Source organism: Paenibacillus algorifonticola, from assembly GCF_000971975.1.
GTDB lineage: Bacteria > Bacillota > Bacilli > Paenibacillales > Paenibacillaceae > Pristimantibacillus > Pristimantibacillus algorifonticola.
The window spans coordinates 45,433-64,071 of record NZ_KQ040782.1; the positions used below are offsets into that span (position 1 = coordinate 45,433).

General features: G+C 50.1%; 17 protein-coding genes, 1 pseudogene and 1 riboswitch. Of the genes and pseudogenes, 2 read left to right on the forward strand and 16 right to left on the reverse strand.

Features of this window, described 5'->3' with window-relative positions:
• Positions 1–54: 54 nt before the first annotated feature.
• Positions 55–1,392, reverse strand: coding sequence for an ArsB/NhaD family transporter (locus WH37_RS04360; RefSeq protein ID WP_414811810.1), 1,338 nt, complete (start codon positions 1,390–1,392; stop codon positions 55–57).
• Positions 1,393–1,525: 133 nt separating this feature from the next.
• Here WH37_RS04360 and WH37_RS04365 point away from each other — a divergent pair, with 133 nt between their 5' ends.
• Positions 1,526–1,918, forward strand: a complete 393-nt coding sequence (locus WH37_RS04365) for a TIGR04086 family membrane protein (RefSeq protein ID WP_046229351.1) — start codon at positions 1,526–1,528, stop codon at positions 1,916–1,918.
• Between the two features lie 102 nt (positions 1,919–2,020).
• Here WH37_RS04365 and yajC read toward each other — a convergent pair whose 3' ends face one another.
• The 14 genes from yajC to WH37_RS04435 form a co-directional block, all read right to left on the reverse strand.
• Complete coding sequence (gene yajC / locus WH37_RS04370; RefSeq protein WP_046229352.1) at positions 2,021–2,341, reverse strand: preprotein translocase subunit YajC; 321 nt, start codon at positions 2,339–2,341, stop codon at positions 2,021–2,023.
• 15 nt (positions 2,342–2,356) lie between these two features.
• Positions 2,357–3,493, reverse strand: a complete 1,137-nt coding sequence (tgt, locus tag WH37_RS04375) for a tRNA guanosine(34) transglycosylase Tgt (protein WP_046229353.1) — start codon at positions 3,491–3,493, stop codon at positions 2,357–2,359.
• A gap of 38 nt (positions 3,494–3,531) precedes the next feature.
• Complete coding sequence (queA, locus tag WH37_RS04380) at positions 3,532–4,578, reverse strand: tRNA preQ1(34) S-adenosylmethionine ribosyltransferase-isomerase QueA (RefSeq protein ID WP_046229354.1); 1,047 nt, start codon at positions 4,576–4,578, stop codon at positions 3,532–3,534.
• Between the two features lie 10 nt (positions 4,579–4,588).
• Complete coding sequence (locus WH37_RS04385; protein WP_046229355.1) at positions 4,589–6,685, reverse strand: SpoIID/LytB domain-containing protein; 2,097 nt, start codon at positions 6,683–6,685, stop codon at positions 4,589–4,591.
• Between the two features lies 1 nt (position 6,686).
• Positions 6,687–7,154 (reverse strand): thiol-disulfide oxidoreductase DCC family protein, encoded by a 468-nt coding sequence (locus tag WH37_RS33345; RefSeq protein WP_052736803.1) that lies wholly within the window; start codon positions 7,152–7,154, stop codon positions 6,687–6,689.
• 1 nt (position 7,155) lies between these two features.
• The gene (gene ruvB / locus WH37_RS04395; RefSeq protein WP_046229356.1) at positions 7,156–8,160 is read right to left on the reverse strand and encodes a Holliday junction branch migration DNA helicase RuvB; all 1,005 of its coding nucleotides are present in this window, start codon (positions 8,158–8,160) and stop codon (positions 7,156–7,158) included.
• 20 nt (positions 8,161–8,180) lie between these two features.
• Positions 8,181–8,819: a Holliday junction branch migration protein RuvA gene (ruvA, locus tag WH37_RS04400; RefSeq protein ID WP_046229357.1), complete on the reverse strand. Its 639-nt coding sequence runs from the start codon at positions 8,817–8,819 to the stop codon at positions 8,181–8,183.
• Entirely contained in the window at positions 8,816–9,319 is a 504-nt protein-coding gene (gene ruvC / locus WH37_RS04405; protein WP_046229358.1) for a crossover junction endodeoxyribonuclease RuvC, read from the reverse strand. Before ruvC ends, ruvA begins: the two co-directional genes overlap by 4 nt.
• Positions 9,320–9,497: 178 nt before the next feature.
• On the reverse strand, positions 9,498–10,208 hold the full coding sequence (locus WH37_RS04410; RefSeq protein WP_052736804.1) for a BofC C-terminal domain-containing protein: 711 nt from the start codon (positions 10,206–10,208) through the stop codon (positions 9,498–9,500).
• Positions 10,209–10,321: 113 nt separating this feature from the next.
• Positions 10,322–11,149, reverse strand: a complete 828-nt coding sequence (locus WH37_RS04415; protein ID WP_331458018.1) for an ABC transporter ATP-binding protein — start codon at positions 11,147–11,149, stop codon at positions 10,322–10,324.
• The gene (locus WH37_RS04420) at positions 11,146–11,913 is read right to left on the reverse strand and encodes an ATP-binding cassette domain-containing protein (protein WP_046229359.1); all 768 of its coding nucleotides are present in this window, start codon (positions 11,911–11,913) and stop codon (positions 11,146–11,148) included. Before WH37_RS04420 ends, WH37_RS04415 begins: the two co-directional genes overlap by 4 nt.
• Position 11,914: 1 nt before the next feature.
• A complete protein-coding gene (gene nikC, locus WH37_RS04425; RefSeq protein ID WP_046229360.1) occupies positions 11,915–12,742 on the reverse strand; it encodes a nickel transporter permease in 828 nt (275 codons plus the stop codon).
• A 15-nt stretch (positions 12,743–12,757) separates the two neighbouring features.
• The gene (gene nikB / locus WH37_RS04430; RefSeq protein ID WP_046229361.1) at positions 12,758–13,687 is read right to left on the reverse strand and encodes a nickel ABC transporter permease; all 930 of its coding nucleotides are present in this window, start codon (positions 13,685–13,687) and stop codon (positions 12,758–12,760) included.
• Between the two features lie 35 nt (positions 13,688–13,722).
• Positions 13,723–15,282, reverse strand: a complete 1,560-nt coding sequence (locus WH37_RS04435) for an ABC transporter substrate-binding protein (RefSeq protein ID WP_231594120.1) — start codon at positions 15,280–15,282, stop codon at positions 13,723–13,725.
• A 283-nt stretch (positions 15,283–15,565) separates the two neighbouring features.
• Positions 15,566–15,822, reverse strand: a riboswitch (cobalamin riboswitch).
• 209 nt (positions 15,823–16,031) lie between these two features.
• On the opposite strand from WH37_RS04435, the gene WH37_RS04440 reads away from it, so the two are divergent.
• Positions 16,032–17,063 (forward strand): hypothetical protein, encoded by a 1,032-nt coding sequence (locus tag WH37_RS04440; RefSeq protein ID WP_046229362.1) that lies wholly within the window; start codon positions 16,032–16,034, stop codon positions 17,061–17,063.
• Positions 17,064–17,688: 625 nt separating this feature from the next.
• On the opposite strand, the pseudogene WH37_RS35935 reads toward WH37_RS04440, so the two are convergent.
• Positions 17,689–18,639 (reverse strand): annotated as a pseudogene (locus tag WH37_RS35935) (hypothetical protein); the annotation flags it as partial.

Consider the following 18,639-nt stretch of genomic DNA (forward strand, 5'->3'; position numbering starts at 1 on the left):
CCTCATACGAAACGGCGAAGCACGAATTTATGGTAAAGGCGGGAAAACATAAAATTACGGGATCAGGATAAAATACACATAAGCCGTGGAGACAAGCAGCGACATGAGTGCAATCGGCGCACCTACCTTTAGAAAAGCTTTAAAATGAAAGCTTTTGCCTTCCCGAAGAGCAAGGCCTGCGGCAATCACGTTTGCGGAAGCGCCTATGAGCGTGCCGTTGCTGCCGAGATTTGCGCCAAGCGACAGCGACCACCACAGCGGCTCCATTTGACCCGCGCTCAGTCCCAGCTCCGCACCCATCGCGTGAATGACTGGCACCATTGCCGTCACAAACGGCACATTATCCATCGTGGCGGAGGCTACACCGGAAATCCACAATAGCAGCAATGACGCTATATCAACATTGCCGGAAGTCATTTGCAGCAGGACCAAAGCAATTTGGCTTGTCCAATTGGTCGCCGAAAGCCCCGCTACCATAATAAATAAGCCAATAAAAAATAAAATCGTACCCCAATCCACCATGCGGAAGGCGATTTCTGCTTCCTTGCGCTTTAGTCCGATAACCATGAGCAGCGCTGCGCTGCCAAGCGCGATAGCCGCCGGCTCTATGCCTAATGCGGAATGCAGCGTAAAGGCAACGATCGTTAGCAAAAATACGATGACCGATTTGATCATCAGCTTGCGATTTTTAATGTAGGAGCTTGCGGATAGCTTCATCAGCTCGTTTGCTTCCTTGCTTTTATGCGTAGGCTTAAAATGCTTTCGGTACACGAACAAAAACAAACCTATCGTAACGATCAGAATAAACAACGATACAGGTCCTAAATGGACGATAAAGGCATTAAACGTTAACTGCTTGTTTGCGGAGCCAATAATCATATTAACCGGATCACCGATTAAAGTAGCGGTACCACCGATGTTGGACGCCGCAATTTCTGCAAAAATAAACGGATAAGGATTCAGCTTCAGCAATTTCGTAATCGACATCGTTACCGGAATGAAGAGCAGCATAATCGTTACATTGTCCAGAAACGCTGAGCTAATGCCGGTTAAGGCAATGAGCAGTATAAATATTTTCCACGAGCTTCCTTTGACCCACTGGGCCAGTTTTATCGCTATGTATGGGATGACGCCTGCCCGGTTCAAAATGCCGACAAGCAGCATCATGCCGATGAGCAGCATAATAACGCGCCAGCCCACCGCCTCCGTAAATGCATAACGCAAATCCAATATGCCCAGCACCAGTATGAGAAATGCGCCTGCCAGCGCCGCCACTGCCCGATTGATTTTATCCGTAATGACAAAGGCATAGGTTACCAAAAAAATAACTGCTACCGCGATAACCTGCCAAGCCGCCGGATTGTAAAGCATTCCTGCTGCCTTGGTTTCCATCTCGCTTCACCCTCTCTTATCCCTCACATTATACGTAATCGGATAGAATTTCGTCCACCCTCCCGCTTGCCTGTACTATTCCGCAGAGCCTGGCCATATGGTTTAAGTAAAAGGATTTTAAAGGAGGAAATCGATGAATCCCATTAAACATGTGCCGCGGCCGCCCCAGATCGCTTCCCCTATGCTGGCGGGTCTCCTGTATGCCATCATTTGGCTCGCCTTAGGCGCTTTGCTGCTCTCGCTTTTGCTGCATTTTGGGAATTTGAAGGAAAGCAGCCTGCCGATCTTCGCAACGTTTATTCATGGCGTGTCCGCATTTGCAGGCGGACTGACCTCGGGCAAGCGTTCGGGCATGAAAGGTTGGTATCAGGGCGGTTTGCTTGGACTGCTCTATGGTGTGACTATACTGTTAATCGGCTTTCTTGCTGCCGATGCCGGCTTTTCCCTGCATACGGCAATTCTGCTTGGCATTACTTTGCTGCTGGGCGCTTTCGGCGGCGTTATTGGCGTCAATCTCAAAAAGTAACTCGGCAGCTTAACAAGAGAAGGCTTCTACATGGTTATATAGAAAAAAGCCTGCGCCTTGAAGGTTAAACCTTCAAGGCGCAGGCTTTTTGGACCTATCCTACTAATCTTTCGAAATCGTAGGCGCACTGCTAACGACTGAGCTAATTGCGCTTCGTTCAAACGTCAGCTTAACCGTATCATTGACGCGAAGTACTACTGTATCATCCGTCAATTCCGTGATTATACCGTGCATACCGCCGATTGTTGAAATTTTATCGCCTTTTTTCAGCTGCGACAACAGCGCTGTACGCTGCTTCTGTTTCTTCTGTTGCGGACGAATAAGCAAGAAGTAGAACACGGCAAACATTAGTAGTATCGGCCATGCCATTCCCCAAATGCTATTCGTTGGCGCTCCAGCTGCATCTGCTAACCATAGTGACATTGAAATCCCCCCTTTCTAAAATCCTTTATCGTTATCCCGCAACCCATAGCTGTCAAAAAACTCATCGCGAAAATCAAGGAGCCGATCTTCGGTAATCGCCTGACGCACATCCCTCATGAGTTGAAGCAGGAAATGTAGATTATGATAAGTCGTCAATCTCATACCGAATGTTTCATCGGCCTTCATCAAGTGGCGAATATACGCGCGTGAATAATTCGTGCATGTGTAGCAAGAGCATTTCGGATCAAGTGGACCAAAATCCTCTGCATACTTGGCATTGCGAATAACGAGTCTTCCCTCGCTTGTCATCGTTGTTCCGTTGCGCGCAATTCTCGTAGGCAGCACACAGTCGAACATATCGATGCCGCGAATGGATCCTTCCAGCAGCGCGTCGGGCGAACCAACTCCCATTAAATACCTTGGCTTGCCGGTTGGAAGCAGCGGTACCGTATACTCAAGTGCTTGATACATCAAGTGTTTCGGCTCACCGACACTTAGTCCTCCAATAGCATACCCCGGGAAATCCATGGAAGTCAAATCTTTCGCGCTCTGGATGCGCAGGTCCTCATACATGCCCCCCTGGACGATCGCAAACAGCCCTTGGTCATGTGGTCGTGCATGGGATTCGAGGCAGCGCTCCGCCCAGCGCGTCGTGCGCTCAAGCGACTGTTTCACATAAGCATGCTCAGCCGGATATGGCGGGCATTCATCGAACGCCATCATAATATCCGAGCCGAGCGCATTTTGAATTTCCATCGCCTTCTCGGGCGACAAAAACATTTTATCCCCATTCAGATGGGAGCGGAATTGGACGCCTTCCTCGGTAATTTTACGCATTTCGCTCAGGCTGAACACCTGAAAGCCGCCGCTGTCAGTCAAAATCGGACGGTCCCAGTTCATAAACTTATGCAATCCGCCTGCGCGCCCAATCAAATCATGTCCGGGGCGCAAAAACAGATGGTACGTATTGCTCAAAATAATATGAGCATCCATCGTTTTCAGCTCTTCCGGGCTCATCGTCTTTACCGTCGCCTGGGTTCCCACCGGCATAAAAGCCGGCGTCTCGATTACGCCATGGGGCGTATGAACGCGGCCGAGCCGCGCTCCAGACTGCTTGCACACTTTTAACAATTCATAGGTTACAGCCACAATTCACGCTTCCTGTCCTCTTTAATTTTGTTGCTCTAATATTAATAAATAAACATCGCATCGCCGAAGCTAAAAAAGCGATATTCCTCACGAATCGCTTCCGCATAAGCGCCCATAACCGCATCGCGCCCAGCAAGCGCGCTGACGAGCATGACCAGCGTCGACTTAGGCAAATGGAAATTGGTGAGCAGCGCATTAACCAGCTTGAAGGAATAGCCCGGAAAAATAAAAATATCAGTCCAGCCGCTGCATGCTTGAATCGTTTCCTTCTCAAAGCGGGCCGCAACGGTTTCCAGTGTCCGCGCAGAGGTTGTACCTACGGCAACGATACGCGCGCCCTCGGCCTTCGCCTGACCCAGCAGCGCCGCCGTCTCCTCGCTAAGCTCGTAATATTCCGAATGCATCACATGCTCTTCCACAACATCTACCGACATCGGCCGAAACGTCCCGAGCCCTACATGCAGCGTCACATAAGCAATCCGCACACCTTTATCCGCAAGCTGCTTCAAAAAGTCTGCTGTAAAATGCAACCCAGCCGTCGGTGCGGCCGCCGAGCCATCATGCTTGGCATAAACGGTCTGATAGCGCTCCTGCTCCTCCAGACGTTCCCGAATGTATGGCGGTAGCGGCATTTCACCAAGCCGCTCCAGCAGCTCCTGAAAAATGCCAGAATAGGCAAATCGAATCGTGCGGCCGCCCATATCGCCTTCCTCTTCGACAAAAGCACGCAGCAGAGGCTGGCCGCTGCCATCGTCGCCAAACCAAACCTCTGCGCCGATCTTCATGCGCTTGGCCGGCTTCGCGAGTGCCTCCCAGCGGTCACCTTCCAGCTGCTTGAGCAGCAGAAGCTCGATCTTCGCCCCAGTGTCCGCCTTCGCGCCAATTAATCGTGCAGGCAGTACTCTGGTATCATTAAGCACCAGCACATCCCCAGCATGCAAATGCTGCGCCAGATCGGTGAAGCTTTCATGGTTCACCGCGCCATTGCTGCGGTCCAGCGTTAAAAGCCTCGATGAGGTCCGCTGCAGCAGCGGCGTCTGGGCAATTAAATGCTCTGGCAGTTCAAAATCAAACATTTCTACGTTCATCTGTCTGTCATCATTCCTTAGCGATAGTTACATCATTATAATAGTATTTCAGAATATAAGAGTAGTCATACCCTTGCTCGGCAAGTCCAAGCGCCCCATATTGGGACAATCCGATGCCATGACCGAAGCCTGTACCGACAAAACGGAAGCTTGGCGTCTTTGTTGCTTCACGGACTTGGCCCTTGCTGCCCATAATATACAGCTTGGCATCCATTTGCTTCACTTCGCCTCCAGCACCAACCGTATAGATCGCGCCTGCGCTTTCCGGCTTTGTTGTCGTTTTCTTATTCGCTCCAAGTACGGTCACACGTGCCGTCTCATCGATTTGGAACAAGGTGCTTGGCAAGCTACCAAGCGCCGTCCGCAGCATATCCGGATATTTGACCTCCAGCTTTTTGCCGTTTGCCAGCAATTCCGTAGCGCGTCCGGACTGTCCTGTCTTGCTCACTTGAAGCGAAGTAATCGGTCCGGCTATCGTCGTTACGCTCTTGAGCGAAGCGACCAGCTCCTCTGAGCTGAAAGGGCCTCGTACCCAAGACATCGGACCCGATTGCACCGATTTTTCCAAAACGACAACCTTTGCACCTGAATTGACCTGGCCAACCAGCGGTACATCATCCTGGATGAGCGGAATTTTCCGCACCTTTACGCCGTCAGTGTTAACCTTCATCAGCTTGATTCCTGCGGGATTCGTTTCACTTGTAGCCGTAAGCAAATCCTCGCGGATATAACCCGTCAAGCCGCTTGGAAGCACGACGCGGTACCAGCTGTACAGTCCTTTTTCCGCTGAGCTGTCTGTCGGGCTTTTGACACTTGTCAAATAAGGGACTGCATTGCCCCATACTTCCTTGGCATCCGCTGTAGCCCCTCCGCCATTGGAGGAATAAAGCGCCTCAATCAGCTTGCCTTTATACAGCACGACCTCGCCTTGCGTAGCGTCTACCGCTTGTATCGTTGATTGCTTCTCCGTGCTTGTTCCAGCATAAGCTTGGCTGCTCACACTATCGACCACATGGGCGATTTGAAAGCCCGAGCCCTGATAGAGCGCATACGTTCTAGCTGCTACCGCCTGAGCCTTCAACGCTTCCTGTGGCCAAGACGCAACCATTTCAGAACCTACAACCGAATACAAATATTGCTCAAACGGAAGTTCATTTACTACCGCGAGCTTGCCGTTAAAATCACTGAATTCAAACGCGCCGCGATACGTGCGGCTGTAACGCTCCGTCAGCTTGATCGTTTCTTTTCCTGCCGGCTCAACCCATACTTTGGCGCTGGTTACAGGGAACGTGTACAACGTAAGCGGACTTCCCGCTTTGCCTGTGAGCGTGTGATCGCTCTTCAGCAGCAAATACGGCGTTTTGACATCGGCTTGCAGCAGGCTGACGCCAGATGCCCCCGATGCAACCTGGATGAGATCCAGATCAGCGCTGCTGGCAGCAGCGCCTACCATAACCGAATAACGCAGTCCGCTGGCTGGCTTGCGCACAGCGATATACGTATCAATGCCCGCTGCCTCGAATGATGCTGCCGCCTTTACAGCCTCAGTTTTCGAAGCGTAGCCTGTGCTTTCCAGATGAAGCGGGCCTTGCAGCTCCGGCTGGGAGCCGCCAGAAAGCTTCGTTAACTCGCTGTCTGACTTCCATTTGCTTAGCGCCGTTTTCGCTTCGTCAGCGGTTTTGTACGTACCTTCTGTTACTTGGTATACCGTCTTGTTTTTCTTGGTTAAGGAAGTAATAAAACCGCTGCCCTTGGCAGTTTGCACTCGTTTATAGGCGCTAAGCGCCGTATCGAAGCTGGCCGTTTCCAGCACCTTGACCTTATAATCATCCTTGGCAAAGCGGGCCTGTACATTGCCTGCTTCCCGCAGCCATTCCTCCGCTCCGGACGGCTGCTTCATGCCAATGGACAATCCGCCCGCCGAGCTGAGTGTAGCCGCAGCCGTATTCACCTGATATTTCCCCGGAAATTGCAAAAATATAGCGACTCGTATCGAATCAAGCTGAGGTACGGCACCTTGAGAAGGCTGTACATGCCACATTGAAACGAGCAATAACCCAGCTATTGTTAAAAGCGACAATCGTCTGATCGAAAAGCGGGCGTTCATCTCACCTTCCCCCTTCTGAGTGATTATTGTTCTGCCTTGGCTGCTTCCATTCGCAGCCGTCCACCGAGCAGCTTTGCTGCGTTCTGCCAAACCATTCGTAACGCCGACCCGCAATGATGCGATAAATAGCATCCGCTATTCGCCGCATGCCTGGTATCCGGTATAACAGGGAGAGCGCGCCCAGCCCTTTAACCGTGCGCAGCACACGAATAACACCTTCTGCTCCGGCATATAACAAGCCATTGCTGTCCGCAACATGCATTTTCTCATAAAGCTGCTGCGTGCTCACCTGCTGAATGCCGGGAACGCTCACCGTCCCCCGCTGCTCCAATTGCTGAATTTGCACAAATTGCAAATGGGCCCGCGACGGAAGCTCCTTGAGCCTTGCAACCGTCGCGATGCAGAGATTGCACTCGCCATCATAGACGACAAACAGCTTTTCTGCTGAACGCTGCCCTGTGCCAGCCATCCTAATTTCTCTCCGGATAAGGGATGCCTAAATGGCGATAAGCCTGTTCGGTCGCCATCCGTCCGCGTGGTGTACGCTGGAGGAAGCCGATCTGCATTAAATAAGGCTCGTACACATCTTCTATCGTCTGGCTTTCCTCGCCAATTGTAGCCGCAATTGTATCCAAACCTACTGGACGCCCAGCAAATGTCGTCATCATGGAATGCAGCATTTTATGGTCGATGCTGTCCAGCCCCATCGGATCAACCTGCAGCAGCTCCAGCGCTGAATTAGCTATTTCGTCTGTAATAATGCCATCCCCTCGCACTTGGGCAAAATCCCTTACCCGCTTGAGCAAGCGGTTGGCAATCCGCGGTGTTCCACGGGAGCGCAGCGCAATTTCCTGGGAAGCTTCGCCTACGATGGAAATATCGAAAATTTCCGCCGAGCGCGAAATAATATAAGCAAGCTCATCAACCGTATAAAACTCCAGCCTGCTGATGACGCCGAAGCGATCCCGCAGCGGAGCGGAGAGCAGCCCTGCCCTTGTTGTCGCACCAATGAGCGTAAAAGGCGGCAAATCAAGTCGTACGGACCTTGCGCTTGGGCCTTTGCCAATCATAATGTCGAGCGCGTAATCCTCCATTGCCGGATAGAGCACTTCCTCTACTGTACGGTGCAGCCTATGGATTTCATCGATAAACAGCACGTCGCCCTCCTGCAAATTCGTCAGCAGGGCAGCGAGATCGCCTGGGCGCTCAATGGCTGGTCCCGATGTCGTACGCAGGTTTACGCCAAGCTCGTTGGCGATTATGTTCGACAATGTTGTTTTTCCAAGTCCTGGCGGCCCGTAGAGCAATACATGATCGAGCGCTTCCTTGCGAAGCTTTGCCGCGTCTATGTATACTTTCAAATTTTCCTTCGCCTTCGATTGACCGATATATTCAGCCAAATAACGAGGACGCAGACTTAGCTCCACCGCCTGATCATCCATCATAAGGTTGGCGGAAATAATTCTTTCGTCCATCCGTGCTCAGCTCCTTTTCGTCAACCTTTAAACAGCTGCTGCAAAGCGCGCTTCATGAGGGAATCGACCGTCTCCTCTGGAATCACCGTCTGCTGCAAGCCATGCCAAGCCCGGTCAAGCTCCGCAGCTGTATAACCAAGCGCTGCGAGCGCCTCGCGCGCTTCTTCCCAAGCCGTCCCCGCTCCTTGGCCGCTGCCGCTTTGGAATAAATCAGGCTCTAAATAAGCGCCCGCCGCCGACAGTACCGCCGCATCGCTTGCGATGCCTGCGAGCTTGTCCTTCAGATCCAAAATCATCCGCTGCGCCGTCTTCTTGCCGATGCCGGGCAGCTTCGTGAGAAATGTAATATTTTCCTGCTGAATGGCAGCAATAACGGTTTCTGGCTTGCCTCCTGCCAGTATGCCCAGCGCCACACGCGGGCCAATGCCCGATACTTCCAGCAGCTTGCGGAACAGCGTCTGTTCCTCGCGCGATGCAAAGCCGTACAACAAAATCGCATCCTCACGGACGGAATGATGAATATAAAGGGTAACGGCTTCTTCCTTTTTCGCTAACGCGTACGGATTCGGTGTAAATACCCGGTAACCGACATCCCGTACATCCAGCACCACATACTCCAGCTCGACATGGGACACTATACCTCGTAAAAAATCAATCATGATCGTCCCGCCTCATTTATTTTTTGGACTAAAACCGCCGAATGGGCATGGCAAATGGCCACTGCCAGCGCATCTGCTACGTCATCGGGCTTCGGAATGGCCGATAAATTCAGGAACATTTTGACCATCTCCTGCACTTGGCGCTTCTCCGCCTTGCCATAACCTACAACGGCCTGCTTGACTTGCAGCGGCGTATATTCCGCAACCGGAAGCCCGCGCTGCGCCGCCGCCAAAATAATAACACCCCGCGCCTGCCCAACCGCAAACGCCGTTGATACATTCCGGTTAAAAAACAGCTTCTCCACCGCAACCGAATCGGGCTTATACTTATCCATTAGTGCAACAGCCGAATCATAAATTTGAATGAGCCGCTCCTCAGGCGGCGTATGTGCCTCCGTCTGAATACAGCCATACTGAACGGGCTTAAGCTTATGACCCTGTTTATCAATGAAACCAAAACCCGCTATCGCAATACCGGGATCTATGCCAAGAACGCGCAAACCGCCAACTCCTTAATCCTGCCGTTTATTTCTCCTATTATACCAAAAGACAGAAAGGATGAGAACATGCGTTTGAGGAAAGTGATTTGGAGTAGTCGCTTTTCTTTACACCAACATTCATTATACAACAAGTAGAGGACGTCCTCTATAAGAACGTCCTCTTGACTTCTATTTTCATCTAATAAGCGGATCGTTTAGCGGATTTGCCATGTCCCACCTCATAGTCGCTAAAGGTAGACAGGACGCTGTTAAATTCATCGATGTCATTAATTTTAATCCCGTGCGTCAGCTGCTCTACCTTGTCGCGGGGCAGGCTGCTTTCCAAATAGCGAATATCCAGTTGAAAAAAAGTTCGCAGCACCTTCTCCTGCTGAGGCGCCCCTTCAAACAGCGATAAATGCCCCTGCTTGTCCACGCCCATATACGCTTCATTCTGACAATGCTTCGAAAACTCATCCACCTTCTGCTCAACCAGCACCCGGTTCGTGGTTTTATCGAAGGTGGCATGCCACTCGCTATTTGCCTCCAGCAGCCGGAGCAGCTGGAGCGAGGTCATGCGCCCCAGCGGCCTGCTCTCCTCGCCGCATAAATAGTAGCGCCGCAGCATAACGCTGACTGGCGCCTGCTGCTCCCCCAGCTCGCGCAGCAGCTCAGGAGAGGGACCGCTTGCAGCTCCTGCAATAGAAGCGGCTTCTACGGTATTAGCAGCAGAAGCTGAATCGGCGAAATTGGCAACGGCGCTTGTCATGTGGACAGCCGCAGCTACACTCGAAGGCTGCCAGGAAACTCCCGCAAGCGTGGCGACAAGCAAGGCGATACTGCCCAGCGTCCATAGCGGACGGCGGCGAAGCTTTCTTTTTAACTGCTTCCATAAGCTCATTAGCATCATGATTGAACCCCTTTGTGCCTTTTTATTGCATAGGGTTCCACTGAGTTTCCATTATTATGCGCGTAAGAGAAACACCATGGGCGAGCTAGCTTTTTTACTCGCTTATCCGATAGCTACTTATCCGCATATTCAGCAGAGCTTATTTCCACGTGCTCATCCAGCGTCGCAAATAATGCATGGGTATATGGGTGCTTAAGCTTCCCTTCCTCCCACTCGCTAAACGTTTCTACGATTTCACCCTGATACATGACGGCGACCCGGTCGCACAGCTGACGGGCAAGCCCCAGATCATGCGTAATGAACAAGTAGGACAGCTCTTGCTGCCGCTGAATTTGCTGGAGCATCTCCACAATAGAAGCCTGCGATAAAGGATCGAGACTGGCCAACGACTCGTCGAAAATAATCAATTCCGGCTGTACCGCCAGCGCTCTTGCGATGCATACACGCTGCTTCTGCCCGCCGCTTAGCTGATGCGGCAGCTTCTCCAGAAAGCTTTCATCCAGGCCGACGGCGCGTATTAGCTGCACGCTTGATTCCCGAATTTCCGGTGGACGCTTCGCTTCAAAATTGCGCATCGGCTCCGCAAGCACTTCCTTAACAAGCATCCGGGGATGCAGGGAGGATGCGGAATCCTGAAGCACAAGCTGCACGCTTTTGTAAACTTGCAGATCCTTCATATGAGGTCCGTAAATAGACTGTCCGCCGAGCAAAATTTGCCCGGAGCTCAGCGTTTCAAGCTTCATAATGAGCTTGGCTAATGTGCTTTTCCCGCTGCCGCTTTCCCCAACAAGCCCCAGCGTTTCACCGCGATGCAGCACAAGATCAACCTGCTTCACGGCTTGAACGGACGCCTTGCCGTCCTGCGCCTTGAGCCCTCTTCGCCTTCTCAGCAGCCGCAGCGGAAACGCCTTGGTCACTTGACGCAATTCCAACACGATCATATGACGCTTCCTTTCGCTTGGACTGGAGCCATCCCGCTGGGCTGCATCGTGATAACACGATCCGCGAATTTGCGGACGCTTTGCTCGTCATGCGAAATGAGCAGCACCGTCAGGCCGAAATCCGCCTGCAGCTGCTTCAGCAAAGCTAATACCCGGTCGCGATTGAGTGCATCCAGCGCCGTCGTCGGCTCATCGGCAATAAACAACGTCGGCTCCGTACTCAGCATCATCGCAAGCAGCACCCTTTGGCGCATGCCCCCGCTTAGCTCAAAAGGATAAGCGTCCAAAATCACCTCCGGGTCCGCAAAGCCCATTTGGTCTAGCAGCGTGCACAAATACGACTCCGTTTCCTTGCGTGATCGCCTCGCTTGCAGCTTCAACGTCTCGACCATCTGCCTGCGCACCGTGCGGATCGGATCAAGGCCGCTAAGCGAATGCTGAATGAGCAAGGCGATTTCCTCGCGGCGAAGCTGCTGCAGGCGGCGCTCATCATAACGGGAAATATCCTCGCCCTTGTAAAAAATATGCCCGTCTGTCATGCGCAGCCCGGTTTCCAGCAGACCAACTAGCGCATGGGCGGTCATGCTTTTGCCGCAGCCGCTAGGTCCAACAAGCGCAGCCATTTCACCAGCATGAAGCTCCAAGGAAACATTTTGGATGACAGGCCGCCATTTTCCAGCCTCCTGCCGGGAAATTTCTATATTTTGAACGCAGAGCAGCGGGGTATCGTTATTGCTAGCGCTGTTGGTACTGTTCGCCGCCATATTACACCTCTTTCGGAACGTGAACGTTCTGCTCTTTAAACCGGTCGCCAATTAATTGGCACGATAACACGAAGCTTACGATGGCAAGCCCCGGAAAAATCATGACATGCGGCGCCAGCTGAAAATAACGTGTAGCATCATGCAGCATGACGCCCCATTCAGGAGTCGGCGGCTGTACGCCCAGCCCAAGGAAGGATAGCCCGGCGATGAGCAGCACGATTTTGCCAATGTCCAGCGTACTAAATACAGCGATCGGCGCCGCAATCTGCGGCAAAATATAGCGGCGCATAATCCGCATATGCGAATTGCCGGACATCCGGGCTGTAATTAAAAAATCCTCCTTGCTCACCTTAAGCACGAGCCCGCGGATAAGCCGAACATAATTGGCCCACCTCACAATGACTATCGCAATGATCATATTCGTAAACCCGGGTCCGAGAATGCCCACAATCGCAATCGTCAGCACAAAATCGGGAAAAGCGAGCGTGCCGTCCATCAGCCGCATGAAAAAATGATCGGTGCGTCCGCCAAAATAGCCCGTTAACAGCCCAATCGGCAAGCTAATGCATAAGCTCAATCCCAAAATAACAAAAGCAATCGAAACAGTCGTCCGAATGCCATATAAAATGCGAGATAAAATGCAGCGTCCTAAATGATCGGTGCCGAAAGGATATTCCCCGCTCGGCGATAGAAGCCGATTGGATAAATTGACCTGCAGCGGATTATGAGGCGCGAGCCACGGGGCAAGCAAGCCCAGCAGCACAATGACTGCAAATAGGCTGATGCCAAGCAGCAAGCTCGTATTCTTTTTCTGAAAAAGGGTCCGCATAAAAAATGGTTCCTCCTAGCTTGCCCGCAGCCGCGGGTCCAAGCGCACATAAAAAACTTCCACCGCCAAATGGATCGCGACAAACAAGAAGGAGGTGAATACCACATAACCTTGAATGACCGGATAATCCCGCGCCGTTATCGCTTCAATAATATATTTGCCTACGCCGGGCCAGGAAAAAATCGTCTCAACGATCACATTTCCCCCCAGCATAAAAGCAAAGCTTGTCCCCAGCATCGATAAAATCGGCAAAAACGCATGCTTGAAAACTTGAAAGATTAAAATCCGTCCCTTGGACAAGCCTCTCGCACGCGATGCTTTGACGAAATTCTGGTTGTTCATCTCAAGCATATTCGTCCGCAAAACCCGGGCATATACCGCGCCAAGTCCTAGACCAAGCGTAACCGCCGGCATGAGGAGATGAGCAAGGCCGCCGCGTCCCATGGAAGGCAGCCAGCCAAGACGGACCGAGAAAAAATAAATCAATAAAAAACCGAGCCAGAAGGAGGGAATCGAGGCGCCAAGCAGCGCCATCAAACGGCCCATCCGGTCAAGCAGCCCTGTTGAAAAGATTGCGGTCACCAAGCCAATGAGGCAGGTTGCCAGCAGCATGACCAATGCGCCAGCCGAAGCCAGCTCCAGTGTGGCAGGCAGCCTTTTGAGCAGTTCGCCTGCAACTGGCTCTTTGGACATGTAAGATGTCCCCCACTGCCATGTAAATACATCACCAAGCCAGCGTATATATTGACTCCATAAGGAGTCCGTCAGTCCCATTTCCTCCCGGAGCGCGTCAATCGCCTCCTGCGAAGCCGGGATATTATGCGTGGTCAGCAAAATTCTCGCCGGATCGCCCGGAGATACCCTCATTAAAATGAAGGTTAGCGTCGCTACGCAAAAAATGACCAGCAGCATTTGCGCGACGCGTTCGAGCCAAAAACGAAGCATACTTAGGTACACCCTTTACTTAGGTGATATCGACTTCAGCTGTCACATAATAATATTCGATCGGATGCGGAACAAAGCCCGTTACCCCCTTTTCTCACGCCAAATACATTGTCGGGGTGTACGATAAACGACTGCGGCAAATCTTCATTAATGATATCCTGTGCTTGTATCGCAAGCGCATTGCGCGCTTCTGTAGCAGGCGTATCGTTCAGCTTGTTTATAACCGTCTCAAGCGGCTTCGATACATAATGGCTGACATTCGATTCGCTAGCAGATTGATAGAAAATGTTCAAGAAATATTGCGGATCGCCCGTATGCGCCGTTAGCATGCTGTACATAGCAAGATCCCAATCGGACTTCGCAAGCTCAGCGTCGATATTTTCAACCTTGCGTATTTTCACGGTAATTCCTTCATTAAGCAGTTGGTTCTGAATAACCTCTGCCATTACGGACAGCTCTGGGCGGTGCGGGAATGTAAGGAGCGTCGCCTCGAATGGTTTACCTTCCTTCTCCCACATGCCTGCCGCATTTTTCTGCCAGCCGCCAGCAGTCAGCAATTGCTCCGTAGTTTCTCCTGCTGCTTGCTCCGCTACTTTGCCAAATGGCAAAATTTCCGGGAACGGGCTTTTCGCTTTCGTGCCATAGCCACGCATTACCGATTCAATAATCGCCTCGCGCGGAATTGCTTGATCAACAACCTCGCGGTTCGCCTTTTCTTTAAACAAGGCAGAATTCATATTAAATAATACCATATGTGTACGAACCGATGGTGCAGACAGCACTTCCAGCTTGCTGTCCTTCTCTACCAGCTCAATGCTGTCAATTGGAATGTCCGTTGCAACATCTACTTCGCCAGCTTGCAGCGCCATCAGGCGGGTGTTGCCATCGGTTACAAACTTCATTGTCACTTCCTTAAGCTTCGCCGGTTGTCCCCAATAACCATCATAACGCTCAACAACAAGCGATACGTCTTTCGTAAACTGCTTGATTTTGAAAGCTCCCGTCATGGCCGGGTAACTGCCTGCTTCCTTCATGCTGTCGACATCAAGAATAATCGTGCTTGGATCAGCCAAGCTGGAAATAATCGCCGAGTTCGGCTGTGTCGTTATAATTTTCAGCTCGTCCGGTGCAAGCACTTCTATATCCTTCACCAGCAGCAGATCCTTCGCCAAATGGCTATTAGCAATCGAACGCAGCAGCGATGCTTTCACGCTTTCGGCATCCATCTTTTTGCCGTCGTGGAACGTTACGTTGTTCTCCAGCTTGAGCGTCCACGTGTTAGCGTCCTCCTGCTTCCACTCCTTCGCAAGCCAAGCGGCCGGCTGCAGCTGCTCATTTAATTTAATAAGCGTTTCGCCTGCGCCGGAGCGCATAACGTCCCAGCTGTCGTCGCCATGCGGATCAACGCCTGCGGGGTTCCAGGTGTACGCCATTGTCAGTTTTTTGTTAGCATTTTCCGATGCAGTTGCAGCATTATTCGCGGCAGCAGCGTTGTTTTCCGAGGCAGCATTCGCGCTGCATCCTGCAAGCACCAGCATGAAGCAAACGACCATTATTCCAAATGACAAGCTAAATGGCTTCTTCTTGTAGTTCATTTTTCTTTTGTCTCCCCTTCTAGTAAGCGTAAACGGCCGAAAGCCGTCCTGTGGCGGCAAAGCTACCGTTTCGCGTAGAAATATAGAGAAAGGATAGAAAAATCATATCCTTTCCTATATTTTAAAAAAAGCATCCCCGACCCTTAAGAAAGCAGTCAGAAATGCTTTTATGATAAATAACTAAACCTTATCTGCGTCTGCTCGTTATGGAGCAGCAAATAATCGTTAGACATTTTGCAATAAATAGGCATAACCAACCACCTCCCTAAGCACCGTAGGTCAAACAGTGATGTTAAAACAGGCAGGTCTCCTGACTTGGGGCCTCCCTCTCTTCCCTTCCCGGCTAGCACGAGCATCTGCTGTCTTACGACGGAAGAAGCTCATCAGCCAGTGGTTCATTTGTGAGGGGAGCGCAGCTTGATTATCTGCTGCCCTATACAGTGGCGGGTCCGTGTCGGCCTTTAACCGAACTTCCCTTTTAAGCGAACTAAGGCGTATATGTTCTGGCCTTCGTTCCGCACCTATTTTCATTCAAGTATGAAGTTTTGCAGGCTAATAAGCCTGTCCTGTCCGTAATCCACTCTTAATCATAGGGAGGAAATGCTTTTCTGTCAATATCTTGATTTAGGCAAGCTTCAGCTCCAATCAAGATGAATGAAAGTGTTTTCAATATAAAACTTTCATATTTTTTCCAGTAATGATATATTGAAAATACTTCAAACCTATCAAATTGAAAAGGAATGATCACAGTGCCGGTGAAAATCCTTCCAGTCGAAGTAAAGCAAATTATTGATTCTTATTGGTTTTATAGTGATTTTTATTCGATTATATCTCGCGTGGATCCGAAAAATATGTGGTTTATTAATAATTATATTAATTTATTCGATATTCCTGATCCAAACCAATTATATACCTTTTTCTACAATGGTTATTATAGAGATAAAATGGTCGAGTTTTATGACTGCCCTTTTATTGATTTTCAGCGGATAGCGATAGACAGGCAAAGCTCAACTATTTTAAATAACGACCTGTTTGATTTTATAAAAGCATCTATTGATGGCGGCTATTATGTGATCGTTATGATTGACCGTTTTTATATAAAAGAGTATGAAATTTCTGCGAAATCTCCACATGAAGTCATGATAAATGGGTATGATGATACAAATAAAAAGCTGTATTTTTGTGACAATAATGCCAATGGCAAATATTCAACGAATATCTCGTGTGATTACGAAGCTTTTAGTAGAGCGTTTCATTTATTAGAAATCGATGCCCATGATTTTAAACAGCATCTTTATTTATTGAAGCCCATCGAAAATAACGACTATACTTTTTCTCTAAAATATGTGAAAAATATGATGAAAGCCTATCTATTGTCTAGAGCACATACGGATGAATATTGTAACGAAGCCTTAGGCACACCCGGACTTACCTTCGGCATTAATGTATACGACAAGGCCTCCGATTATTTAAACTATTTGGCTCAAGAAGAGGTTGTATTTGATATTAGATCGTTCCACCTGCTTTACGACCATAAGAAATGTATGACTATGCGATTAGGCTACATGATTAATAACAATTACTTGATTGATGACAATCAAATTTTAAGCAGATGGAGACAGCTGGAGGATGCAACGCAAGCTATAAGAAATTCCATTTTAAAATATTGGCTTACTCGAAGCTCGGACACCTTGCACAAGCAAATGGAGCAATTGCATAAATTAAAGGAGACAGAAATGATTTTGCTGCAGGAGGTTGTGGATCAGTTGAAGGATGGTTAGAGGATCGTTTAAGGAGAGCTGCCCTGTTGGACAAGACCCCATTTAGTAGACAGTAGAAAAACCACCTAAGCAGCAAACTGGCGTCGGTATGGGGTGATGTCTGTTACCCATTTTTGATTAGGTTTCTCGGCTTTAAAGTCCCTTTTAAGAATATTTTCGCCTACTCGTTCACTGTGTGACGAAGCGTAATTTACGCGATGCTTACGACGAATAGGCATAATATCCGCTTCTAGAAACACCAAAAAGCTTACAAAGGTCAGCTACGTTATACCGCTCGGCAGCTTTCTCGACCGTTTGAAACTTTCTTTGCATCCCCCCTGCATCCAGATTTGCAAACACTTTTTCAACCTCTCATTTTCTCGTTTCAGTTTTTGAATATATTGGTCTTGGTCGACATACATATTGTTCGCGTCGTCCCCTCTGGTCTAAGAGACTATATTCTCCAAGCTTTTTGTATTTCATCATCCATTTTTTCATCCGATCCTTTTGACCTTTTTTTACTGGCATAAAAAAATGCACCCCCTAGAATTTTCATCGGCAAACCTTAGGGGTTTTCCAATGTCTATTCTAAGGGGGCACTTCATGAAGAAAAGGTGCTTAACTATTGACTTATTATTTTTAAAAATTAACGACTAATCCAAGGGCTGCTGTTTTGCTTGCTCGTTCTTGAACGCGGGGCAACGGTGCGAATAACCGCTTTTTTATTGGATTTGCGCTGCGCATTATTTTTGCCGTTTTTCACATTGATTGTTGTTATTTCTTTTACTTGCTCATCCTCTTCACGCTTATCCTTGCAGCCGCATTTGCATGGCTTTTGTGTCTCTACTCCAGCCGTTTGCATAGGATAATATCCATACGGCGGGATTGGAGGGAACGGAGGGAATGCTGAAACGGGATAGCCGTTGCAGTTGTTACCGATTGGCGACACCATTCCGCCATAACCATAGCCTTGCGTGTTCGCTGGCGATACGGCTCCACCATAGCCGTAACCTTGCGTCTCTGCTGGCGATACCATTCCGCCATAACCGTAGCCTTGCGTTTCTGCTGGCGATACGGCTCCACCATAGCCGTAGCCTTGTGTTTCTGCTGGCGATACCATTCCGCCATAACCATAGCCTTGTGTTTCTGCCGGCGATACCATTCCGCCATAACCATAGCCTTGTGTTTCTGCCGGCGATACCATTCCGCCATAACCATAGCCTTGCGTTTCTGCTGGCGATACGGCTCCACCATAGCCGTATCCTTGCGTTTCTGCTGGCGACACCATTCCGCCATAGCCGTAGCCTTGCGTCTCCGCTGGCGATACGGCTCCACCATAGCCGTAGCTTTGCGTTTCTGCCGGCGACACCATTCCGCCATAGCCGTAGCCTTGTGTTTCTGCCGGCGATACCATTCCGCCATAACCATAGCCTTGCGTTTCTGCCGGCGACACCATTCCGCCATAGCCATAGCCTTGCGTTTCTGCCGGCGACACCATTCCGCCATAGCCATAGCCTTGCGTTTCTGCCGGCGACACCATTCCGCCGTAGCCGTAGCTTTGCGTTTCTGCCGGCGACACCATTCCGCCGTAGCCGTA

Excerpts from the sequence above, each read along its gene's own strand:
- WH37_RS04360 (WP_414811810.1), bottom strand. The coding sequence starts at position 1,392 with ATGGAAACCAAGGCAGCAGGAATGCTTTACAATCCGGCGGCTTGGCAG.
- WH37_RS04365 (WP_046229351.1), top strand. The coding sequence starts at position 1,526 with ATGAATCCCATTAAACATGTGCCGCGGCCGCCCCAGATCGCTTCCCCT.
- yajC (WP_046229352.1), bottom strand. The coding sequence starts at position 2,341 with ATGTCACTATGGTTAGCAGATGCAGCTGGAGCGCCAACGAATAGCATT.
- queA (WP_046229354.1), bottom strand. The coding sequence starts at position 4,578 with ATGAACGTAGAAATGTTTGATTTTGAACTGCCAGAGCATTTAATTGCC.
- WH37_RS04385 (WP_046229355.1), bottom strand. The coding sequence starts at position 6,685 with ATGAACGCCCGCTTTTCGATCAGACGATTGTCGCTTTTAACAATAGCT.
- WH37_RS33345 (WP_052736803.1), bottom strand. The coding sequence starts at position 7,154 with ATGGCTGGCACAGGGCAGCGTTCAGCAGAAAAGCTGTTTGTCGTCTAT.
- ruvB (WP_046229356.1), bottom strand. The coding sequence starts at position 8,160 with ATGGACGAAAGAATTATTTCCGCCAACCTTATGATGGATGATCAGGCG.
- ruvA (WP_046229357.1), bottom strand. The coding sequence starts at position 8,819 with ATGATTGATTTTTTACGAGGTATAGTGTCCCATGTCGAGCTGGAGTAT.
- WH37_RS04410 (WP_052736804.1), bottom strand. The coding sequence starts at position 10,208 with ATGATGCTAATGAGCTTATGGAAGCAGTTAAAAAGAAAGCTTCGCCGC.
- WH37_RS04415 (WP_331458018.1), bottom strand. The coding sequence starts at position 11,149 with ATGATCGTGTTGGAATTGCGTCAAGTGACCAAGGCGTTTCCGCTGCGG.
- WH37_RS04420 (WP_046229359.1), bottom strand. The coding sequence starts at position 11,913 with ATGGCGGCGAACAGTACCAACAGCGCTAGCAATAACGATACCCCGCTG.
- nikC (WP_046229360.1), bottom strand. The coding sequence starts at position 12,742 with ATGCGGACCCTTTTTCAGAAAAAGAATACGAGCTTGCTGCTTGGCATC.
- nikB (WP_046229361.1), bottom strand. The coding sequence starts at position 13,687 with ATGCTTCGTTTTTGGCTCGAACGCGTCGCGCAAATGCTGCTGGTCATT.
- WH37_RS04435 (WP_231594120.1), bottom strand. The coding sequence starts at position 15,282 with ATGAACTACAAGAAGAAGCCATTTAGCTTGTCATTTGGAATAATGGTC.